A 17,753-nucleotide genomic window follows, 5' to 3' on the forward strand; every position below is an offset into this window, starting at 1 on the left:
TTGTAGTATATATAGCAATGTTGAAATGTAGGTTGTTTTAGCATCTTAATGATGAAGTCTATGGAAAAAGTGTTTGCAGACATCCACCTTCTATAGGCACTGAGATGCCGTTTTCAAAAGTGCTTTGTAAAACCACAATGTTAAAATTCTTTGCAAACCTTAATTTACAATATTTAATATATTGTTCAATTATCACTGCTCAGGGGTAGCCTGTTGACTATCGGTTCCCAGGCAGAGCCTGGAGAACCAGTTGACAACACAAAAATTGTAGGAACAAAATGTGGGCAAATCCTACCAAAGTCAACACCCTAGCTCAGGGGTGACATTTTTCAAGCTCTGATGATGAATAAGTATTGTGATATATATCTGAGTTATCTGATAGCGCTTTCTCTAAAATCTGGCAACACATAAATCTCCCTTTCTCTCCGTCTCCGCACCCTCGCCTCATTATCTGTTACTTGCTTTTGGAGAATTGGTATGAGTCTGTCAGGTTATTCTACTTGCCCTCGCAACTGTTATCTCGCAACTGTTATATTGAAGGTGAAATGATTAATACTCAGAATTTAATCCTCAATCTCCTCCATGGGGAAATTTTCAGGAAGTGCGAAAAATGCTGATAGAGTGGCAGCACAGAGTCGGGAATCAACGGGATTGGGTTTGGCGAGGTTGGCAAACACGTTACACGTATATTCGTCATGCCAGTCAAAATCCAGAAGCAACACCAATAATTTTGCTACATGGTTTTGGTGCTTCCATTGGACATTGGCGACAAAATCTGGAAGTCTTTAGCCAACAACATACTGTGTATGCCTTGGATATGTTGGGATGGGGTGCATCTGAAAAAGCCCCGGTAAATTACAGCGTCCATCTGTGGGCGGAACAGGTATACGACTTTTGGAAAGTATTTATTCGTAAGCCAGTAGTGATTATTGGTAATTCATTAGGTTCCTTAGTATCAATTACCGCAGCCTCAGCTTATCCGGATATGGTACAAGGATTGGTAATGATGAGTTTACCAGATCCCTCCTTAGAACAGGAAGCGATACCGCCATTTTTGCGCCCTACGGTATTAACAATCAAGAATTTTGTCGCTTCACCATTATTTCTCAAACCCTTATTTTACTTCTTGCGGCAACCGGGAGTCTTGCGTCGTTGGGCTGCGATCGCCTATGCTAATCCCGAAGCTATTACCGATGAACTTATTGATATATTTGCATCTCCAGCACAGGATAAGGGTTCAGTAAGGGCATTTACAGCTTTATTTAAAGCCAGCATTGGTGCCAACTTTAGTCCCAGTGTCAAAGCTATCCTCCCCAACCTCAATGTACCCATGTTATTAATTTGGGGTAACAAAGATAGATTTGTTCCACCTTCGTTAGCACCCATCTTTGCCCAATACAACACTAAATTAGAAATTCTCAACCTGGATAACGTTGGGCATTGTCCTCACGATGAAAGTCCAGAAGAAATCAATCCCATCATTCTCGATTGGATTAGCAAGAGTTGTAAGTCACCTGTTCCTGTAGCTCAAGATAGTCTTGCTGACGCGGAGACTTAGAGACGCGGAGATGCGGAGAAATGTTAATTATCAGATTAGCAGAACATGATATGAATACAAACTAATACAAGCGTACTTTTGTTTGCTTTCTAAAGAATCATTACAAACTTAGTGTTTTAGGCATTGTTAATTGGGAGAATCTTCCTCTTAGGAATTATTTTACTTCGCAGTGAAATTACTTGCGATCGCTATTTTCCATAAATTTACCTATCTTCCCCTCTTCCTTTCCCCTAAACAATGACTGACAATTCAACCGTCAACCAAAAGCTACACCATCAAATACTCATCATCGGTGGAGGTGCTGCTGGAATTACAGTCGCATCACAACTACTTGTCAAGAATCATCAACTAGATATTGCCATCCTCGAACCCTCAGACAAGCACTTTTACCAGCCAGCATGGACTTTAGTGGGTGGAGGACAGTTTCGCATCGAAGATACAGTTAAACCAGAGGCTCTGTGTATTCCCCCCGGTGTCAGATGGATTCAAGAATCAGCCGTTAAACTTGATCCCGATAATAACACCGTCATTACCAACCAAGGTAAATCCATCAACTACGATTATTTGATAGTGTCTCCCGGCATTCAAATTGACTGGCATTTAATTGAAGGTTTGCAAGAATCTATTGGTAAGGATGGAGTCTGTAGTAATTACTCATTTGCCCATGCAGCCTACACTTGGGAAGTAATTCGCAACTTTAAAGGTGGAAATGCCATATTTACCTTCCCCGCAACCCCCATCAAATGCGGAGGAGCGCCTCAAAAAATCATGTACCTAGCAGATGACGCATTCCGTAACGCTGGGATTCGGAACCAAACGAATGTTATGTTTTGTAGCGCAGTTGGTGCAATTTTCCCCGTTCCTGCCTATGCACAGTCATTACTCAAAGTAGTAGAACGCAAAAATATTCAACTTCAATTCAAGCACAATCTCCGGGCAATTCGGGCGGCAACCAAAGAAGCTGTATTTGATGTGACAACCGATGCAGGAGTCGAACAAGTTGTAATTAAATACGACATGATTCATGTGACTCCACCCATGAGTCCACCAGATTTTATTAAAAATAGTAAATTAGCGGTTGCCGATGGTGCTGGTAAAGGTTGGGTAAATGTGAACAAAGATACCTTGCAGCATCATGTTTACGGCAATGTATTTAGTTTAGGTGATGCTTCTTCACTACCAACCTCAAAAACTGCCGCAGCAATTCGCAGACAAGCACCAGTATTAGTGGAAAACCTGCTAGCTTTGATGGAGGCAACAGTTCTAAAAGCGCATTACAACGGTTATACTTGCTGTCCATTGATTACAGGGTACGGCAAAGTCATCATGGCAGAATTTGATTATACCAACCAACCCATGTCTACCTTCCCATTCGATCCTAGAAAGGAACGTTACAGTATGTGGGTGGTGAAACGTCATATTTTGCCTTGGGTTTACTGGAATCGGATGTTGAAAGGCAAAAAGTTTGAAGGCGATGCGTTGAAAATCCAAGGTTGGAAGCCTGTTTAGTTAATTGGGAATGTAGATTAAATAAAGTACAAAAGTAGTAAAAAAGTAGGGTGCTGTTAGCCGAGTGTAACGCACCATTCTCAATCAAATCGAAAGTTGAACTGGATTAAATCTATTTCAATCTATTTTAATTTATTTCAAAATATATACTCAAAAATTTGCTGTATTTATCTAATCGATAACAGTAAATTTAAAAGTATACCGATAATTTCCCACCTTCAAACGACTACCCTTATCCACATATAAATTAATTGATAAAGCAGTGGTTCCCGCAGGTAGAGCCAAAGGAGCCTCATTAGACTTAGTCGAATCACCCATTGCTGTTGTCACCGTTGTAAATGCTGACACAGGTTTAAATTCAGGTCCCCCCACCTGAATAGGAGCAGAAACAAGCAACTTAGCAGGTTGGCTACAAGTGACATCCATCTTAATCGCTGCACCACCAGCACTTTCAAAAGTAACTAACTTACTTGGCATTACTCGTCCCTCGGTGACTAATTGACCACCAGCACCTTCCGAGAAAGTACATACCTTGTTAGTTTCAGATGCTACTGATTTTTGCAACCAAGCTACAGGAATAGTTATGATTACTAGCAAAAATAAGAGCGATCGCATTTGCACCATCATCTGCTTTTCCTCAAATTTTAAAATATATTTGTAATCCAGAAAAATAAATAAATATAACCTAAATAAAGATAAAAAAATCAATTCAAATTTCACTGAGGAGTAACAGTAAGAGTAACAGTAAAGTTATATGTGCCAGGACTAATTACACCACTATTTTTTCTTGCTTCCATATCAACTTTAACCTCCCCAAAATAACCATCTTCTTCACTATCTGTTAGAGTTTTGCTAAGTTTTCCAGGATTAGCAGTATCTAAATCTAATTCTACATTCTTTGCTGTCGCAGATAATATATCTCCTGAATCTATAAATGTTGTTGTACCACTATTTTGTACAGGTTGAACAATCGCAACAACAGCTGAACCAGTACAGTCGATGGTGACAATCCCAGATATTCCACCAGATATGGTACTACTAAGAGTCTTGCTATCATTTGTAACTCCTAGTTTTCCATTTTGTACTTTCTCCACAACACAACTACTTGTTACTTTTGTATCTAGAGTTGGTTCTGGTTCTGCTTTAGCGCTTTCAGGGAAAGTAGTACCACTTACAAGGATAAAAATAGAGCCTAGTAACAAGTGATAAATTTTGTATAGGTATCCGTGCATATATGGAAATATGTAGCCACTAGCAACGGTTATAGATTAACTCCTATCAATAATCTTTGCTTTCAGTGATATCACGTATTTTTAGACATCCTACTTCTCCAAAAAATCGAGAATATGTGCCTTTACAAATGATTTATGTCCAATAATCTCACACAAGAATCTGAGTCAAACCTAGTGTAAATACTGATGCTTTCATTAGTATAAAATATAATAATGGTAATCTAATTTAAGAATCTATTTTCCTAAAATTCAAACCTATTCTTCTTATTGATATGAATCAATTAGAAATGAATGGTTTCATAATTTTATGAAAGTCTATTTATCTTAACAAGAGATAAATTTTCTTCATTTAATAAGCGCTGAAATATAGATGCACTATCAAATTTCAGTAACACAATGAACGCTTTAGATTTGTTGATTTAGCAAAATAGGTATATTTCTACTTAGTTTTAATCACAATAATAGAAAAATTTTTATATATGTCGATAATTTTAACTGGTACACAATACGACGAAAATTTTGATGGTATTATCTCTGGTCTACCTTCTGGCTGGTTGGTATATACAGGTGCAAATACTACAACTGTTGGAACTCTAGGTAGTTGGACAACGGCAACTGTGACTTGGGCAGACACAGCAGGTGCTTTTAAAAATTTTGCAGCAAATGACAGTGGTCTTACATCAAATTCTTCACCATCAGTTCAAAATTCAGCTACAGACAGAGCATTAGGTATCCGTCAGACAGGTAGTTTTGGAGACCCTGGAGCATCCTTTGTGTTAACTCTTGATAATACAATTGGATTCCAGAATTTTGGGCTTTCTTTCAAAGCTCAGATGCTGAGTGTTCAAGATCGTTCTACAACTTGGACAATTGATTATCGAATTGGAAATTCTGACAGTTTCAATATTCTTGGAACTTATTCAGACCCAGGTACATTTGGCTCTTCGACTTTAAATTTTTCAAATTTCGGCACTGATATTAACAACCAGTCAAATCAAGTTCAAATCAGAATATCTGCACTATCTGCAAGTACAGGTAGTGGTAGTCGAGATAGCTTTGGGATTGATGATTTTCAACTGACTTATACTCCTGTTGAAAGTAATAGTAATCCTCCAGTTGTGACTTTACCTGGTGCGGCAACTATTTCTTATGTGGAAAATACCGGAAATCAGCTTGAAAATATAATTCTTGATGCTAACGCCACAGTTACAGATACTGATTCGCCTAATTTTAGTGCTGGTAAACTTATCGTTCGTTTTACTGCGGGTGGTACTGCTGATGACCGTTTAGGTATTCGCAACGAGGGTACTGGAACAAGTCAAATCAATCTTGATGGTAAGGAAATTTACTACGGTAGTGACAAGATTGCTAGCTTCAGTGGTGGTATCGGAACTGAAAATTTAGTCATTAACCTAAACGCTAATGCAACTCCGGAAGCAACTCAGGCTTTATTACGTAATATTACTTATACAAATACTTCTCAAAATCCTTTAACACCTAACCGCACTCTTGAATTTATTTTGAATGATGGTAGTGGTGGTATTAGTACAACAGTTACAAAGACAATTCAAGTCGCAAGTAATAATGATGCACCTCTTGTTGGTACAACCACAATTTTGTACGATGGGGCTTTAGGAACACTACCGCAAAACCAAGATTTAAAATACTTTGGATCGGGCGTGACAACTATTAGTGGTGGTGTTACAACCTTAAATACATCAGCAGATTTTAACTTCCAGGCAGGATTTTCTAACTACTTGGGAACAACTAATTCTTCTTCATTTGTACTCGATCGCACAACAGGTTATACCATCAGTTTCAGTGCCAAAGTTACAGATGAAGCACGAACTACAACGGCTAACAAAAATAACGATGGTAAGGATGATAGGGCAGGATTTAGTGTTATTGCTATCAGCAGTGATGGTAAATATGGTATTGAACTTGGTTTCTGGAAAGACCGGATTTGGGCACAAGATGATGGTACTACGCAAAAAAACCCTTCTCTAGAACCAGATACAGCCCCAGCCAGCAATTATCGTACTCTCTTTACTCAAGCTGAAGGTGTAAGTTATACCACCACTAGTTTAGTTAGCTATGACTTGACGGTGCTAGGTGATACTTATACTTTGTTTGCCAATGGTAATGCTATCCTCAGTGGTAAATTACGGGATTATAGTGCTGTTCCCAATGGACTACTTGATGTTTACGAAAACCCAAACTTTATCTTTTTTGGCGATAATACACCTTCTGCGAGAGCAAATATTGATTTAGGAAAGGTGGCTGTTACTACTTACGATACACTTTCTGCTGTATCAGTTAATGAAGATGAATCTTTTGTAATTCCCAACCTCCGTATTGACGATGTAGATGCGGGAAGTAGTGATATTTCTGTAACTTTATTGGCTTCTCAAGGAAATTTAACACTAAATAGTACCGTTTCCGGTGGTGTTACAGCAGGTAATATTATTAACAATGGTACAAATAATGTCACGCTAACAGGTACTCTGAGCCAAATCAATACTACCTTGGCTGCGACGAACGGACTTGTTTATAAAGGCAATCAAGACTTTTTTGGTAATGACACTCTCTCGATTACTGCTACTGATGGGGTAACTCCAAGTACCCCAAAAGCAATATCAATCAATGTGAATCCCATTAACGATGCTCCTACTTTCTCTATTGGTGGAAATCAAAGCGTCAGAGCAATTTCTGGTCAAATAGTGACAAGAACTATCCAAGGTTGGGCTTACAATTTTAACCCTGGTGTAAACGAAACACAAACTAATACTGGATATATGGTTAGCTTAGTCAACCCATCAGACTCTAGTTTCTTTACCGAAACTCCAACAATTAATACCAATGGTGACTTAACTTACACTTTAGCGAGCAATATTACTGGTAATGGTAGTAAAACCATAGATTTTCAGGTTCAAGCCGGAGATAGTGAGGGTGGAATTTCGCAAGCCAAAACCTTTAAAATAACGGTTACTAGTGGTGCTATTAATTTTGTCACAACCAATCCGACAAATAACAATATTGCACTTCCTACACCTAATCCTGATATTCTCATGGGAACCGATGGGAGCGATCGCATTGATGGTTTAGCTGGTGATGATACTATCTATGGTGGTTTGGGTAATGACCGCATTATTGGTGGAGCAGGAAATGATATTCTCTACGGTGATTTGCCCAATATGCCAAGTTATGCGTTAGTAAATGGCTTTACGTTTGATGACATTATTCAAGGTAATGCTGGCGATGACACCATTTATGGTGGTTGGGGTAATGACACGTTGTATGGCAATGATGGTAATGACACCATTTGGGGTGGTGCTGGTAATGACACCATTTGGGGTGGTGCTGGTAATGATACTTTTGTTTTGAATGCAACTGACCAAGGTACAGATACCATTCAAGATTTTACACTTGGGGAAGATATATTTGGTTGTGCTGGTGGTTGGGGATATGCTTCGCTCACATTTACACAACAAGGTAGCGATACTTTAATTAAAGCTGGGAATCTAAATTTAGCGATTGTGAAAAATATGACTGTATCGAACTTAGATAAGTCGGCTAATTTCCTTAGCATCTAACATTGAGTGCCCCTCCGGGAAGTAAACTAACGTGAGTTCGACGAATAGTATATTGTTAATTTTTTTAAGTGATGAATAATGCCGCCAATCAAAAAATTAGCGGCATGACGTTGTTATATTTCTTAACTAGTTAGCTAACGGACGCGATGTATCGCGCCCCCACATTATTGACTATCGACCAACCCCAATATATTGGAAGCCAGCTTTTTGCATTGTTTCAGGATTCAGGAAGTTACGACCATCAATAATTACAGGATGGCTCATAAATTGAGCCATTTTTGCATAATCTAGGTTTTTGAACTGATCCCACTCGGTGACTAATACCAAAGCATCACAACCATCAGCCAAACGTTCAGCATCAGTTTCCACCAACACACCAGAAAGACCGTGGCGCATTCCAGTTTGGGAGATAATGGGGTCGTATGCTTTGACTTTTGCACCCAAACGGTTAAGTTGTTCAATGAGATTCAGTGCAGGTGCATCGCGTAAATCGTCGGTATCTGGTTTAAAGGTTAAACCCAATAAACCAACAGTTTTACCCTTGAGAATTTTCAATGCTTGCTGAAGTTTTTCCAGAGCAATTAAGCGCTGACGTTCGTTAACACTAACAGCTGCTTTGAGTAATTGCGCTTCATAACCGTAGTCATCGGCTGTATGTACCAACGCAGATACATCTTTGGGAAAGCAGGAACCACCCCAGCCAATACCAGCATTGAGGAATTTGCCACCAATACGGGAATCCAAGCCAATACCTTTAGCCACTTGAGTGACATCAGCACCAACACGATCGCAAATGTTAGCAACTTCGTTAATAAAACTGATCTTGGTTGCTAAGAAAGCATTAGCGGCATATTTAATCATTTCTGCCGAACTCAGATCAGTTGCCAGTACAGGTACAGCAGGTAAAGATTTATCTTCCGCAAACTGGCGCTCAACAATCGGTGCATATAATTCCTGCATTAATGCGATCGCTCTTTTGCTATTGCCACCCAAGACAATGCGATCGGGATTAAATGTATCATATACAGCCGAACCTTCACGTAAGAATTCGGGGTTACTGACGACATCAAATTCAGGGGATTCAGGTAAACGTTCTGCGGGGGCACTACCTGCTGTCACCAATTGTTTTTGGCGTTCAGCAATACCATCCAGTACAATCATCCGCACCCAGTCACCGGAACCGATGGGTACTGTCGATTTATTCACAATAACTTTATAACCACCCTTAAGATTGGCACCAATACTACGAGCAACAGCTTCAACATAACGTGTATCGCTTTCACCTGTAGGTAGTGGTGGAGTTCCCACCGCAATAAATAAGATTTCGCCGTGGGCAACACCCGCAGCAATATCAGTCGAAAATTCAATTTTTCCCGATTGAATTGCCGACTGCATGATTTCTGATAGTCCCGGCTCGAAAATCGGCGACTGCCCAGCTTTCATGATTTTGACTTTTTCTTCGTTGTTATCAATACAAATAACATCATGTCCAATATGTGCCAAGCAAGCACCTGTTACCAAGCCAACATAACCAGTTCCAATTACACAAACACGCATTCGTTCCAATCCTCGCTCTACAAAAGGGGTAGTATCAAATCAGACAAATCATCAAGAGATTTGTCACCTGTTCAATCGCCAATATTATGATTCCCAGCGACAGGTCTTTACTAACTGCGACTGCTAAGAATTGCCGAATCAGTATTCTTGTTCATGCGATCGCGGAAATCTTCGATGGTCAGTTTTAATCCTTCTCGTAAAGGAATAGTAGGTTCCCAATTTAACAATGTTTTGGCTTTGGTGATATCGGGGCGGCGACGACGAGGATCATCAGCAGGCAGAGGTTCAAAATTAATCTCTGCACCCGGATTCACCATATCTCTCACAGCTTCTGCCAGTTGCAAAATCGTATACTCACCAGGATTACCAATATTGACAGGACCAACGTAATCGCTATTCATTAATCGAATAAATCCTTCGATTAAGTCGGAAGCGTAGCAAAAACTACGGGTTTGCGAACCATCTCCATATACAGTTAGGGGTTTACCCTGCAAAGCCTGAACAATAAAATTACTGACGACCCGACCATCATTTTCCAGCATTCGCGGACCGTAAGTATTAAAAATGCGAACCACCCTAATATCTACTTTGTTCTGGCGATAATAATCAAATGCCAAAGTTTCAGCAATCCGCTTACCTTCGTCATAGCAAGCCCGCAAGCCAATTGGATTGACATTACCCCGATATTCTTCATGCTGGGGATGAATATCCGGGTCGCCATATACTTCACTAGTAGATGCTAAAAAGAATCTTGCTTTGACACGCTTTGCCAAGCCCAACATGTTTAGGGTTCCCATAACATTTGTCTTCACCGTTTTTACCGGGTTGTACTGATAATGTACGGGGGATGCTGGGCAAGCTAAATGGTATATTTGGTCAACTTCTAAGCGAATCGGCTCTGTGATGTCGTGGCGGATGAGTTCAAAGTACGGATGACCTATCCATTGCAGGATATTGCGCTTGTTACCCGTATAAAAGTTATCCAAACAAATGACTTCATGTCCAGCAGTCATTAATCTATCGATAAGATGGGAACCAAGAAACCCAGCTCCGCCCGTCACCAAAATTCTCATACTTTTCCTACGTTTAGAGATATTTGCAATCGCAGTTGCGCTTGTTACTAGAGTACCCAGCCTTCAATCAAAAATTCATCAAAAATATACTTTGCCAGTAACTTTTTGGAAATAGTAAACAAACACTTACTATTTTAGCTACACGGTCACTATTGAGTTTTGGTAAATGCCATTAGCAAAATAACAAATTATTGTTGACCCAATATGAAGTTATTTTAAAGATTTACAAAATCTTTAAACTTTAGGAATTTTTTAAACTACATGCTGAAATCGTGGTATCAATACCAAAAAGTGGTTTACAAATAAGGAAAATACGTAATAAATATTGTTAAATTTGATGTATATAGGCGGAGAAACATTTCTTTTTCGCAAATCACCTTATTCCCAAGGTGAATAGTTTTGGGAAGATATTGTACTTAAACAATAGCAGTAGTATTTGCAACTCCAGTCGCCAGGGCTACAGGTTGTCCGCGTTGGGGTTCTCCCAGCATAACTATAGAACAACTCAGTTGTCTGGCAAGTTGGGTTGTCACATCGCTAATTGCCAAGCCACCTGGTATGGTTCTGTTGCGAATGAAGGGTAACACAACTAGATCGTAAAGTCTTGCGGCTTGCAGAATTGCTTGAGTGACGTTGTCGTGGGCGATGATTTGAATATCTGGTGGATTTAATGGTGCTAATTTTGATACTAATAACCTGAGTTGAGAACGTTTAGCAGCGATTTTACTCGAACTGGTGCGTCGTTCGCAGACATTTAACACTGTCACCTGTGCTTGATTCGCCTCTGCAAGAATTTGGGCAAAATGTACAGGTTGCAACGTTGGTGACGTTAAGTTTTCTATGGGTACTAAAATACGCTGGATTTTCTTCGGAGATTCCACGAGTCTGGTGACAGCGACTGGACAGTGGGATGACCAAAGCACACTATCAATAACATTACCAAATAATCTTGCCCACAATCCCGTGCGTTTTCCCCATCCCATGACAATTAAGCTGGCTCGTTGCTCCCGTGCTGCTCGACATATTCCTGGGGCAAAAGCATCATCGATACGCAACAATGACTCAGAATTGACACTTAATACTCTTGACAATGCATTAGCTTTGATTAATAGTCGCTCACTACGCTGTAGTGATGCTTCTAACTGCGGTGCGTCCATATGTGCCGCAGCAGTGGCGATCGCCAGAGGTATAATTTTACCGTTTCCTTGTTTTGCCAGCAATGCTGCCATTTCAATTAAATATTGCTGGGTTTGAGGATTATAGATGGGTACGACAATTGTATATTGATTTTTGCCTGGACTTAGTGATGGATATAACACTGACTTGACGGAGGTGGGGATTTGAGTCAGCGATGAATTTAAACCGACTGCAACCCGACTAGTAATCAAAGGTCCTAAAGTCGAAGTCACCAGCATTAAGATAATAATGCTTGTGAGTAAAGTTTCTGAGACTAAACCAGTTCGATATCCAACCAAGGTTGCGGCTAATGTGGCTCCCACTTGCGGTATTGAAAGTGACCACATTGTCATCACTTCCTGCCAGTTGTAGTGATAAATTAATTTTGCCAATAATGCTGCGATGAATTTACTCAGTACCAATCCGGCAACAATAAACAAAGTTAATTGCAAGGCGCTGATATTTCGGGTAAGTGCAGTGAGATTAACTAACAATCCTAAATTCACAAAGAAAATGGGGATAAATAAAACATTACCAACAAATACGACCTTTTCTTTAACTGGTCCTTCCCCTAAGGTTTCATTGACTGCCAATCCCGCCAAAAAAGCTCCAACAATTTTCTCTATGCCAATTAATTGTGCCCCCACAGCAGCTAGAAAAACAGCCAAAAGCACAAACAAAAATTGATTCCCTTCCTCTTCTCCTGATCTTCTCAAAAATTCCTTCCCAGCCCAATCGAACCCAACTAATACTACTGTTGCGTATATTGTCAAACAGCCTAATAGAATCATTAAACTGGAAGGATTTAAGTGGGCTGTGTGCACAGCGATACAAACTGCGAGCAACAATAATGCACTGATATCAGTAAAAACAGTAGCGCCGATTGTGACTATTACAGCCTCGTTATTCACCACCCCCAGACGATTAATAATTGGATATGCCAGTAACGTATGGGAAGCAAATAAAGAGCCAATTAATATTGCGGCATTCCAATCAAACCCAAACATCCGTCCCACGAAAGTACCAACAATGAGAGGAACTCCAAATGTAAAACTCCCAAAACCCAAGGAACGATTCGTGGTGTGACGAAACTGATTAATATCTATTTCCAGTCCAGCAACGAACATCAAATAAACTAAACCAATCTCCGATAGCACTTTCATCATCACCAAATCGGAATTTAGTAGATTCCATCCACGTGGTCCGAGTATTACCCCTGCGATTAATAAACCCACCATTCCCGGTAGTCGTAATCTTGCAAATATTGTTGGTACAACTAATATGACTACCAGTAAAATCGCCAAGGGAACAATTGGCTCTTTGCTGAGAACGTTTGCTGTTGGCTCTAAAGCAAGTACGTGAGAGATAAGTTCCATAGGTAGGTTGGGGGGGGACATTGGGGCACGACTGGGCAAAAAGCTATAAGACGTGTAGAAGCACTGGACTTTACGCCACTTTACTTGGGAAAAATCGTCATTCTGAACAAAAATATAAAAATATAATACAAAAATACTAACAATTAATCTTGATGATATATCTATGTATTCTTTAGGAGAATTTACTACCTATGGGTGAATTTGACTCAGTATAAACCGCAGGCGGTCATAATCATCTTTTAAAAGTATACTCAAAGTTCTCCCGGCTTGGATAAGCCAATCGCGGTCAGCTTGACGTAGTTGGTAGACTTCACGGATTGCTGCTGCAATCAATGACTCAACGGGGGCGCTACTGAGAGAAAGTAAAGTACGTAAAAAATCTAGTTCCTCCGTAAACTTAACTATGTTTTTGGCTTCGCACCGATAAACTGCTTGGTGAATTTGCGGTGGACGTGGTGGTAGATATTGATACATTTTATTGGGGAAAGAGGCATGACTGGCTGATGTCTCAAATCCGACAATAGCAGCCCGAAATTCAGTTTTGAGCATTGCAAAGATTTGGGGTTGTTCTTCGCGTAAGTCAGCAAGTGACATTCCCAAAGCTCTTGCTCGGTGTACAGAGTCAATGGGTGAAGTCGTAGCGTGGTAGACTACCGCATAAACTTGGTTGCCTGATTCCTCATCTTGTGACTGGATCCAGCTACCGAAAGGGGGCATTGAGGGAAAGCTCAAGTCATCGGGCTCGAGACATTGAGCTAAAAACTCGCTGGTTGCAGTCTCAATCACCTCTGCAATGTGATGAGGATGGCGATCGCGACTATCAAACTGTGGTAAAGGAAGGCGCATAACTATCGAAGTTAAGAGTTGTGAGTTATGAGTTGTGAGTCCAGAAATCATTGACTCCTAACTCCTAACTTGTTACTAAAATTTATTTACCTTTTTTGCGTGTTGCCGCTTCAACAGCTTCTAATTCCGATAGGCGGAAAGTAATTAATTTATCCCAATTGCCGCCTTCAAACAAGACTGCAACTTTGCCATCACTCACCCGTTGGACAAGTCCTTCAAAGCGGTAGTAGGTATCGGCGGGATTTTTGACACGAACTGTAGCTCCAGGTAAAATCATGGTTTGAACCTTTATAAGTTTCCTTTTCTCTAGCTTAATACTTGTTAGTAATCTCTTGGCATTAAGGTAAAGGGTAATTAGTCATCATCCCTAAGACCAATATTTCTTGCGATTGCGATAATTGGCAACAGATTCAACAATCCCTAAGGAAATGAAGTTAGTTAGCATCGCCGATCGCCCATAACTCATCCACGGCAAAGGAATACCTGCAACGGGTGCTAGTCCCACATTCATGCCAACGTTGACAATTACTTGGAACACAATCATTGACAACACGCCAATTGCGAGGAGCGAACCAAAATTATCTTTGGCATTTTGGGCAATATGTAACAGTCGTAGACAGACTACAGCAAACACAAACAGCAATACCAAGCAACCAATAAAGCCAAATTCTTCACCAACTGAGGAAAAGATAAAATCTGTATGCTGTTCGGGAACGAAGTTTAATTGCGTCATTGGACCTTTATTTAAACCCCAGCCAAACCATTCTCCAGCACCGATTGCAATTCTTGACTGATATTGGTGATATCCGGTTCCTAGTAAATCAGTATCGGGATTCAGGAATGATGTGAGTCGGTTTTTTTGATAGGGCTTTAAGTTATCCCAAAGGAAAATACTAATTTCACCGCCCAACATATTCAGTGCCCAAGCACCAATCGCACTCAAACCATATCGCCGCCAAGGTAAAGTTTGCCAGCCGACAATACCCATTGCCACTGCCCAAATTAAACCTAAAGGACCAAAAACTAAATATTTGGTAAAGGCAATAGTAAAGGGCCATTGAATACTAAATAAAATGGCAGCGATAATTGGTGATATCAGCAGCACCAACCAACCAGGATTGGCATTTGCCCAATACAACATTCCCAAAACGATCGCCCCAAATACTAGCGATGTTGCCAAATCTGGTTGTAAAAATACCAATGCCCAAGGAACTACCGTAAAAGCCAATACTCGAAACACCGCAGGTAGAGTGGAGGCTGTTGTTTTATGGAGTAAAGCTGCCAAGGTAATAATCATGAAGATTTTGGCAAACTCCGATGGCTGCACGTTAAACCCCAGGATGCTAATCCACCTTTGTGCCCCTTTGGCTTTACTACCAATGAGCATGACGGCAATTAAACTAAAGTTAGTCAAACCATAGGTAAACCAGTGGAATTGCAGGAAATTTTCGTAGCGAATCCGGGCTAGCACCAAGGCAATCACAGTACCAATTCCAGCAACCAGCAAATGCCACCACCAGTCAACTAATCCTTGGGCTAACTCCGTACTCCGAATCATAATTCCGCCGAAGAAGCTAATCCCGACGATTAAGAAAAATAATAACCAATCAACCTGTTGCCAGGGTTTAAGCCAGTAATTCCAACGTGAATTGGGGCGCGAAGCCTTTTTTAATAACATTGTGCGATTTTAGACTTGAGCTTTATATATATTAAATTTAGCTATCACCAATTAGCCATCACTAAAATCTGTATTCCCAGGTATCACCTGAGAACCAGAATGAAAAATTGATTTTTAGACTAACGCTGCAACCGATACTTTACCAGCGAGATTGAGAGCGATCGCACGTAATGCTTTGGCACTGGCAGAGTCGGGGTCTGCAACTACAATTGGTACACCATTATCACCACCAATCCGCGTAGATATTTCTAGGGGTATAGTTCCCAGCAATGTTACTCCTAACTCCTGGGCGGTCTTAGCACCACCTCCGGAACCAAAGATATCGTATTGTTTTTCGGGCATGTCAGGGGGAATAAAGTAGCTCATATTTTCCACTATTCCCAAGACGGGCACGTTTAATTGTTGGAACATCCGCAACCCTTTACGTGAATCTAACAGGGAAACTGTTTGTGGTGTAGTTACAATCACTGCGCCTGCCATGGGTACTGCTTGTGTCAAAGTTAACTGAGCATCACCCGTTCCCGGAGGCATGTCCACGATTAAATAGTCCAGTTCTCCCCAGTCTACTTGGTATAAAAATTTGCGAATAATCCCGTTCAACATCGGACCACGCCAAATTACAGGTTGGTCTTTGTCAATCAAAAAAGCCATTGAGACTAATTTGACACCGTGATTAAAGGCAGGTTCTAAAATTTCGCCATTGGGGCTAGAGTGAACTACAAGTTGCGCGTCGGATAAACCGAGCATTGTCGGGTCGTTGGGACCATAAATATCGGCATCGAGCAAGCCAACTTTCGCACCTGTCTGAGCGAGGGCGACGGCAATGTTGACTGCAACAGTGCTTTTCCCGACTCCACCTTTACCGCTAGAAACTGCCAGAATATTTTTAACTCCAGGAACTCCGGTGCGGTCAGGAACACTCTTTTGCTGTGGGGTTTCCGCAGTTACTTCAACAGCAACATTAGTTACTCCTGGTAGCGTTTTTACAGCTTTTTGGCAATCCTCAACGATAAATTCGCGCAACGGACAAGCGGGAGTTGTTAGCACTAAGGTAAAGCTAACATTGCCACCGTCATCTATTTGGACGTTGCGAATCATGTTTAGTTCCACAAGACTTTTGCGGAGTTCGGGGTCTTGTACTGGTCGCAAAACTTCGAGAACCGACTGAGAATCTAAAATTTTATTCATAAGTGTTTTCAATCTTACTGCCGCAAGATTTGTTTACATTCCAGCAATTTTTCACTATTTGCATCTTAAACTGTTTGCGGCTTGGTTTGAGACTGATTCCGAGCGATCGCACATTACTATATTTGCTGGTTAGTCATTGAGTATGGGTTCTTAGTCAGGAACATTTGTCACAATCAATACTTGTTAATCACTAACCATTCCCCAGCAGTTACTAGTCAATCTTAAAAATCAAAACAACCATCTTTTAAGGATTTTCTTTTTCGAGATACCGCTTTCAAGGCTGTTTCTTCGACTGCGTCAACTAAAGCACGTGCCACGCGATCGGCGTACGGGCGCGATAATAACCAGATAATTGGCGATAACCAACCTTTGAGAGTGACTGAGTAGGATAAACAGGTACCACATACCGTTGATTCGACTTTGTAAATAATGCGCTCTTCTATACCAGGAATTGCTAATATACGAATACTGAGTAATTCTCTCGGATTTACTCGCTCCACAAATATCCGAATCGGAATTGGTGACAGCCGTGTTACCGCTTGATATATTAATCCTGGTTTTGGTACTAAACCATAGGGAACATTTGTACTTTTTAATAAGGGATGCCAAGAAACATCCGCAATGTCCACTACTTTTTGCCAAAGTTCATCGACTGAAGCGGAACTAATTTCGCGATAGGTTCGCACCAGAGAAACGCAAACACGACGACTTTTGCGCTGGATGAATTTGGACAAACAATTATGCATTTTCGCAAACCCCCTCACTACACACTTTTGGCTACTATTTTTGGCTACTTTGGTTGAATCAACAATACAGCGTTTTTATTTGAGTGAAGTATGCTTCCTCCCACCATGCATCTGTGAGTTTATTCTGTTGTCTGTACTTCCGACAATTTGAAACTGACTGTATTACATTTATTGTTTTTGGGAATCACTATAATTTCTGGCAAGCTAAAATTATGTATCTA

13 protein-coding genes are annotated in these 17,753 nt (G+C 40.6%); 3 read left to right on the forward strand and 10 right to left on the reverse strand.

Going from position 1 to position 17,753, the window contains the following annotated elements; all coding sequences use genetic code 11:
- Positions 1–610 precede the first annotated feature (610 nt).
- Positions 611–1,558, forward strand: coding sequence for an alpha/beta fold hydrolase (locus VB733_RS07805; RefSeq protein WP_323339512.1), 948 nt, complete (start codon positions 611–613; stop codon positions 1,556–1,558).
- A 237-nt stretch (positions 1,559–1,795) separates the two neighbouring features.
- Positions 1,796–3,067, forward strand: a complete 1,272-nt coding sequence (locus VB733_RS07810) for an FAD/NAD(P)-binding oxidoreductase (protein WP_323339513.1) — start codon at positions 1,796–1,798, stop codon at positions 3,065–3,067.
- Between the two features lie 171 nt (positions 3,068–3,238).
- Here VB733_RS07810 and VB733_RS07815 read toward each other — a convergent pair whose 3' ends face one another.
- Positions 3,239–3,694: a hypothetical protein gene (locus tag VB733_RS07815; protein ID WP_323339514.1), complete on the reverse strand. Its 456-nt coding sequence runs from the start codon at positions 3,692–3,694 to the stop codon at positions 3,239–3,241.
- A gap of 89 nt (positions 3,695–3,783) precedes the next feature.
- Positions 3,784–4,269 carry a hypothetical protein gene (locus VB733_RS07820; RefSeq protein WP_323339515.1) on the reverse strand — a complete coding sequence of 162 codons (486 nt, stop codon included), beginning with the start codon at positions 4,267–4,269 and terminating at the stop codon, positions 3,784–3,786.
- A gap of 509 nt (positions 4,270–4,778) precedes the next feature.
- Between VB733_RS07820 and VB733_RS07825 the strand changes: the two genes are divergently transcribed.
- Positions 4,779–7,892 (forward strand): hypothetical protein, encoded by a 3,114-nt coding sequence (locus VB733_RS07825; RefSeq protein WP_323339516.1) that lies wholly within the window; start codon positions 4,779–4,781, stop codon positions 7,890–7,892.
- A 171-nt stretch (positions 7,893–8,063) separates the two neighbouring features.
- Here VB733_RS07825 and VB733_RS07830 read toward each other — a convergent pair whose 3' ends face one another.
- The 8 genes from VB733_RS07830 to VB733_RS07865 form a co-directional block, all read right to left on the reverse strand.
- Entirely contained in the window at positions 8,064–9,449 is a 1,386-nt protein-coding gene (locus VB733_RS07830) for a UDP-glucose/GDP-mannose dehydrogenase family protein (RefSeq protein WP_323339517.1), read from the reverse strand.
- Positions 9,450–9,559: 110 nt separating this feature from the next.
- Positions 9,560–10,522: a UDP-glucuronic acid decarboxylase family protein gene (locus tag VB733_RS07835; protein ID WP_323339518.1), complete on the reverse strand. Its 963-nt coding sequence runs from the start codon at positions 10,520–10,522 to the stop codon at positions 9,560–9,562.
- A 416-nt stretch (positions 10,523–10,938) separates the two neighbouring features.
- On the reverse strand, positions 10,939–13,074 hold the full coding sequence (locus VB733_RS07840) for a cation:proton antiporter (protein WP_323339519.1): 2,136 nt from the start codon (positions 13,072–13,074) through the stop codon (positions 10,939–10,941).
- A 189-nt stretch (positions 13,075–13,263) separates the two neighbouring features.
- Complete coding sequence (locus VB733_RS07845; protein WP_323339613.1) at positions 13,264–13,920, reverse strand: HAS-barrel domain-containing protein; 657 nt, start codon at positions 13,918–13,920, stop codon at positions 13,264–13,266.
- 82 nt (positions 13,921–14,002) lie between these two features.
- Positions 14,003–14,197, reverse strand: a complete 195-nt coding sequence (locus tag VB733_RS07850; protein WP_323339520.1) for an NAD(P)H dehydrogenase subunit NdhS — start codon at positions 14,195–14,197, stop codon at positions 14,003–14,005.
- Positions 14,198–14,287: 90 nt separating this feature from the next.
- Complete coding sequence (gene rodA / locus VB733_RS07855; RefSeq protein ID WP_323339521.1) at positions 14,288–15,598, reverse strand: rod shape-determining protein RodA; 1,311 nt, start codon at positions 15,596–15,598, stop codon at positions 14,288–14,290.
- A 114-nt stretch (positions 15,599–15,712) separates the two neighbouring features.
- Complete coding sequence (locus VB733_RS07860; RefSeq protein ID WP_323339522.1) at positions 15,713–16,786, reverse strand: Mrp/NBP35 family ATP-binding protein; 1,074 nt, start codon at positions 16,784–16,786, stop codon at positions 15,713–15,715.
- Positions 16,787–17,007: 221 nt separating this feature from the next.
- Complete coding sequence (locus VB733_RS07865) at positions 17,008–17,532, reverse strand: polyketide cyclase / dehydrase and lipid transport (RefSeq protein ID WP_096614518.1); 525 nt, start codon at positions 17,530–17,532, stop codon at positions 17,008–17,010.
- Positions 17,533–17,753 lie beyond the last annotated feature (221 nt).

It is taken from the genome of Calothrix sp. UHCC 0171, from assembly GCF_034931845.1.
GTDB lineage: Bacteria > Cyanobacteriota > Cyanobacteriia > Cyanobacteriales > Nostocaceae > Brunnivagina.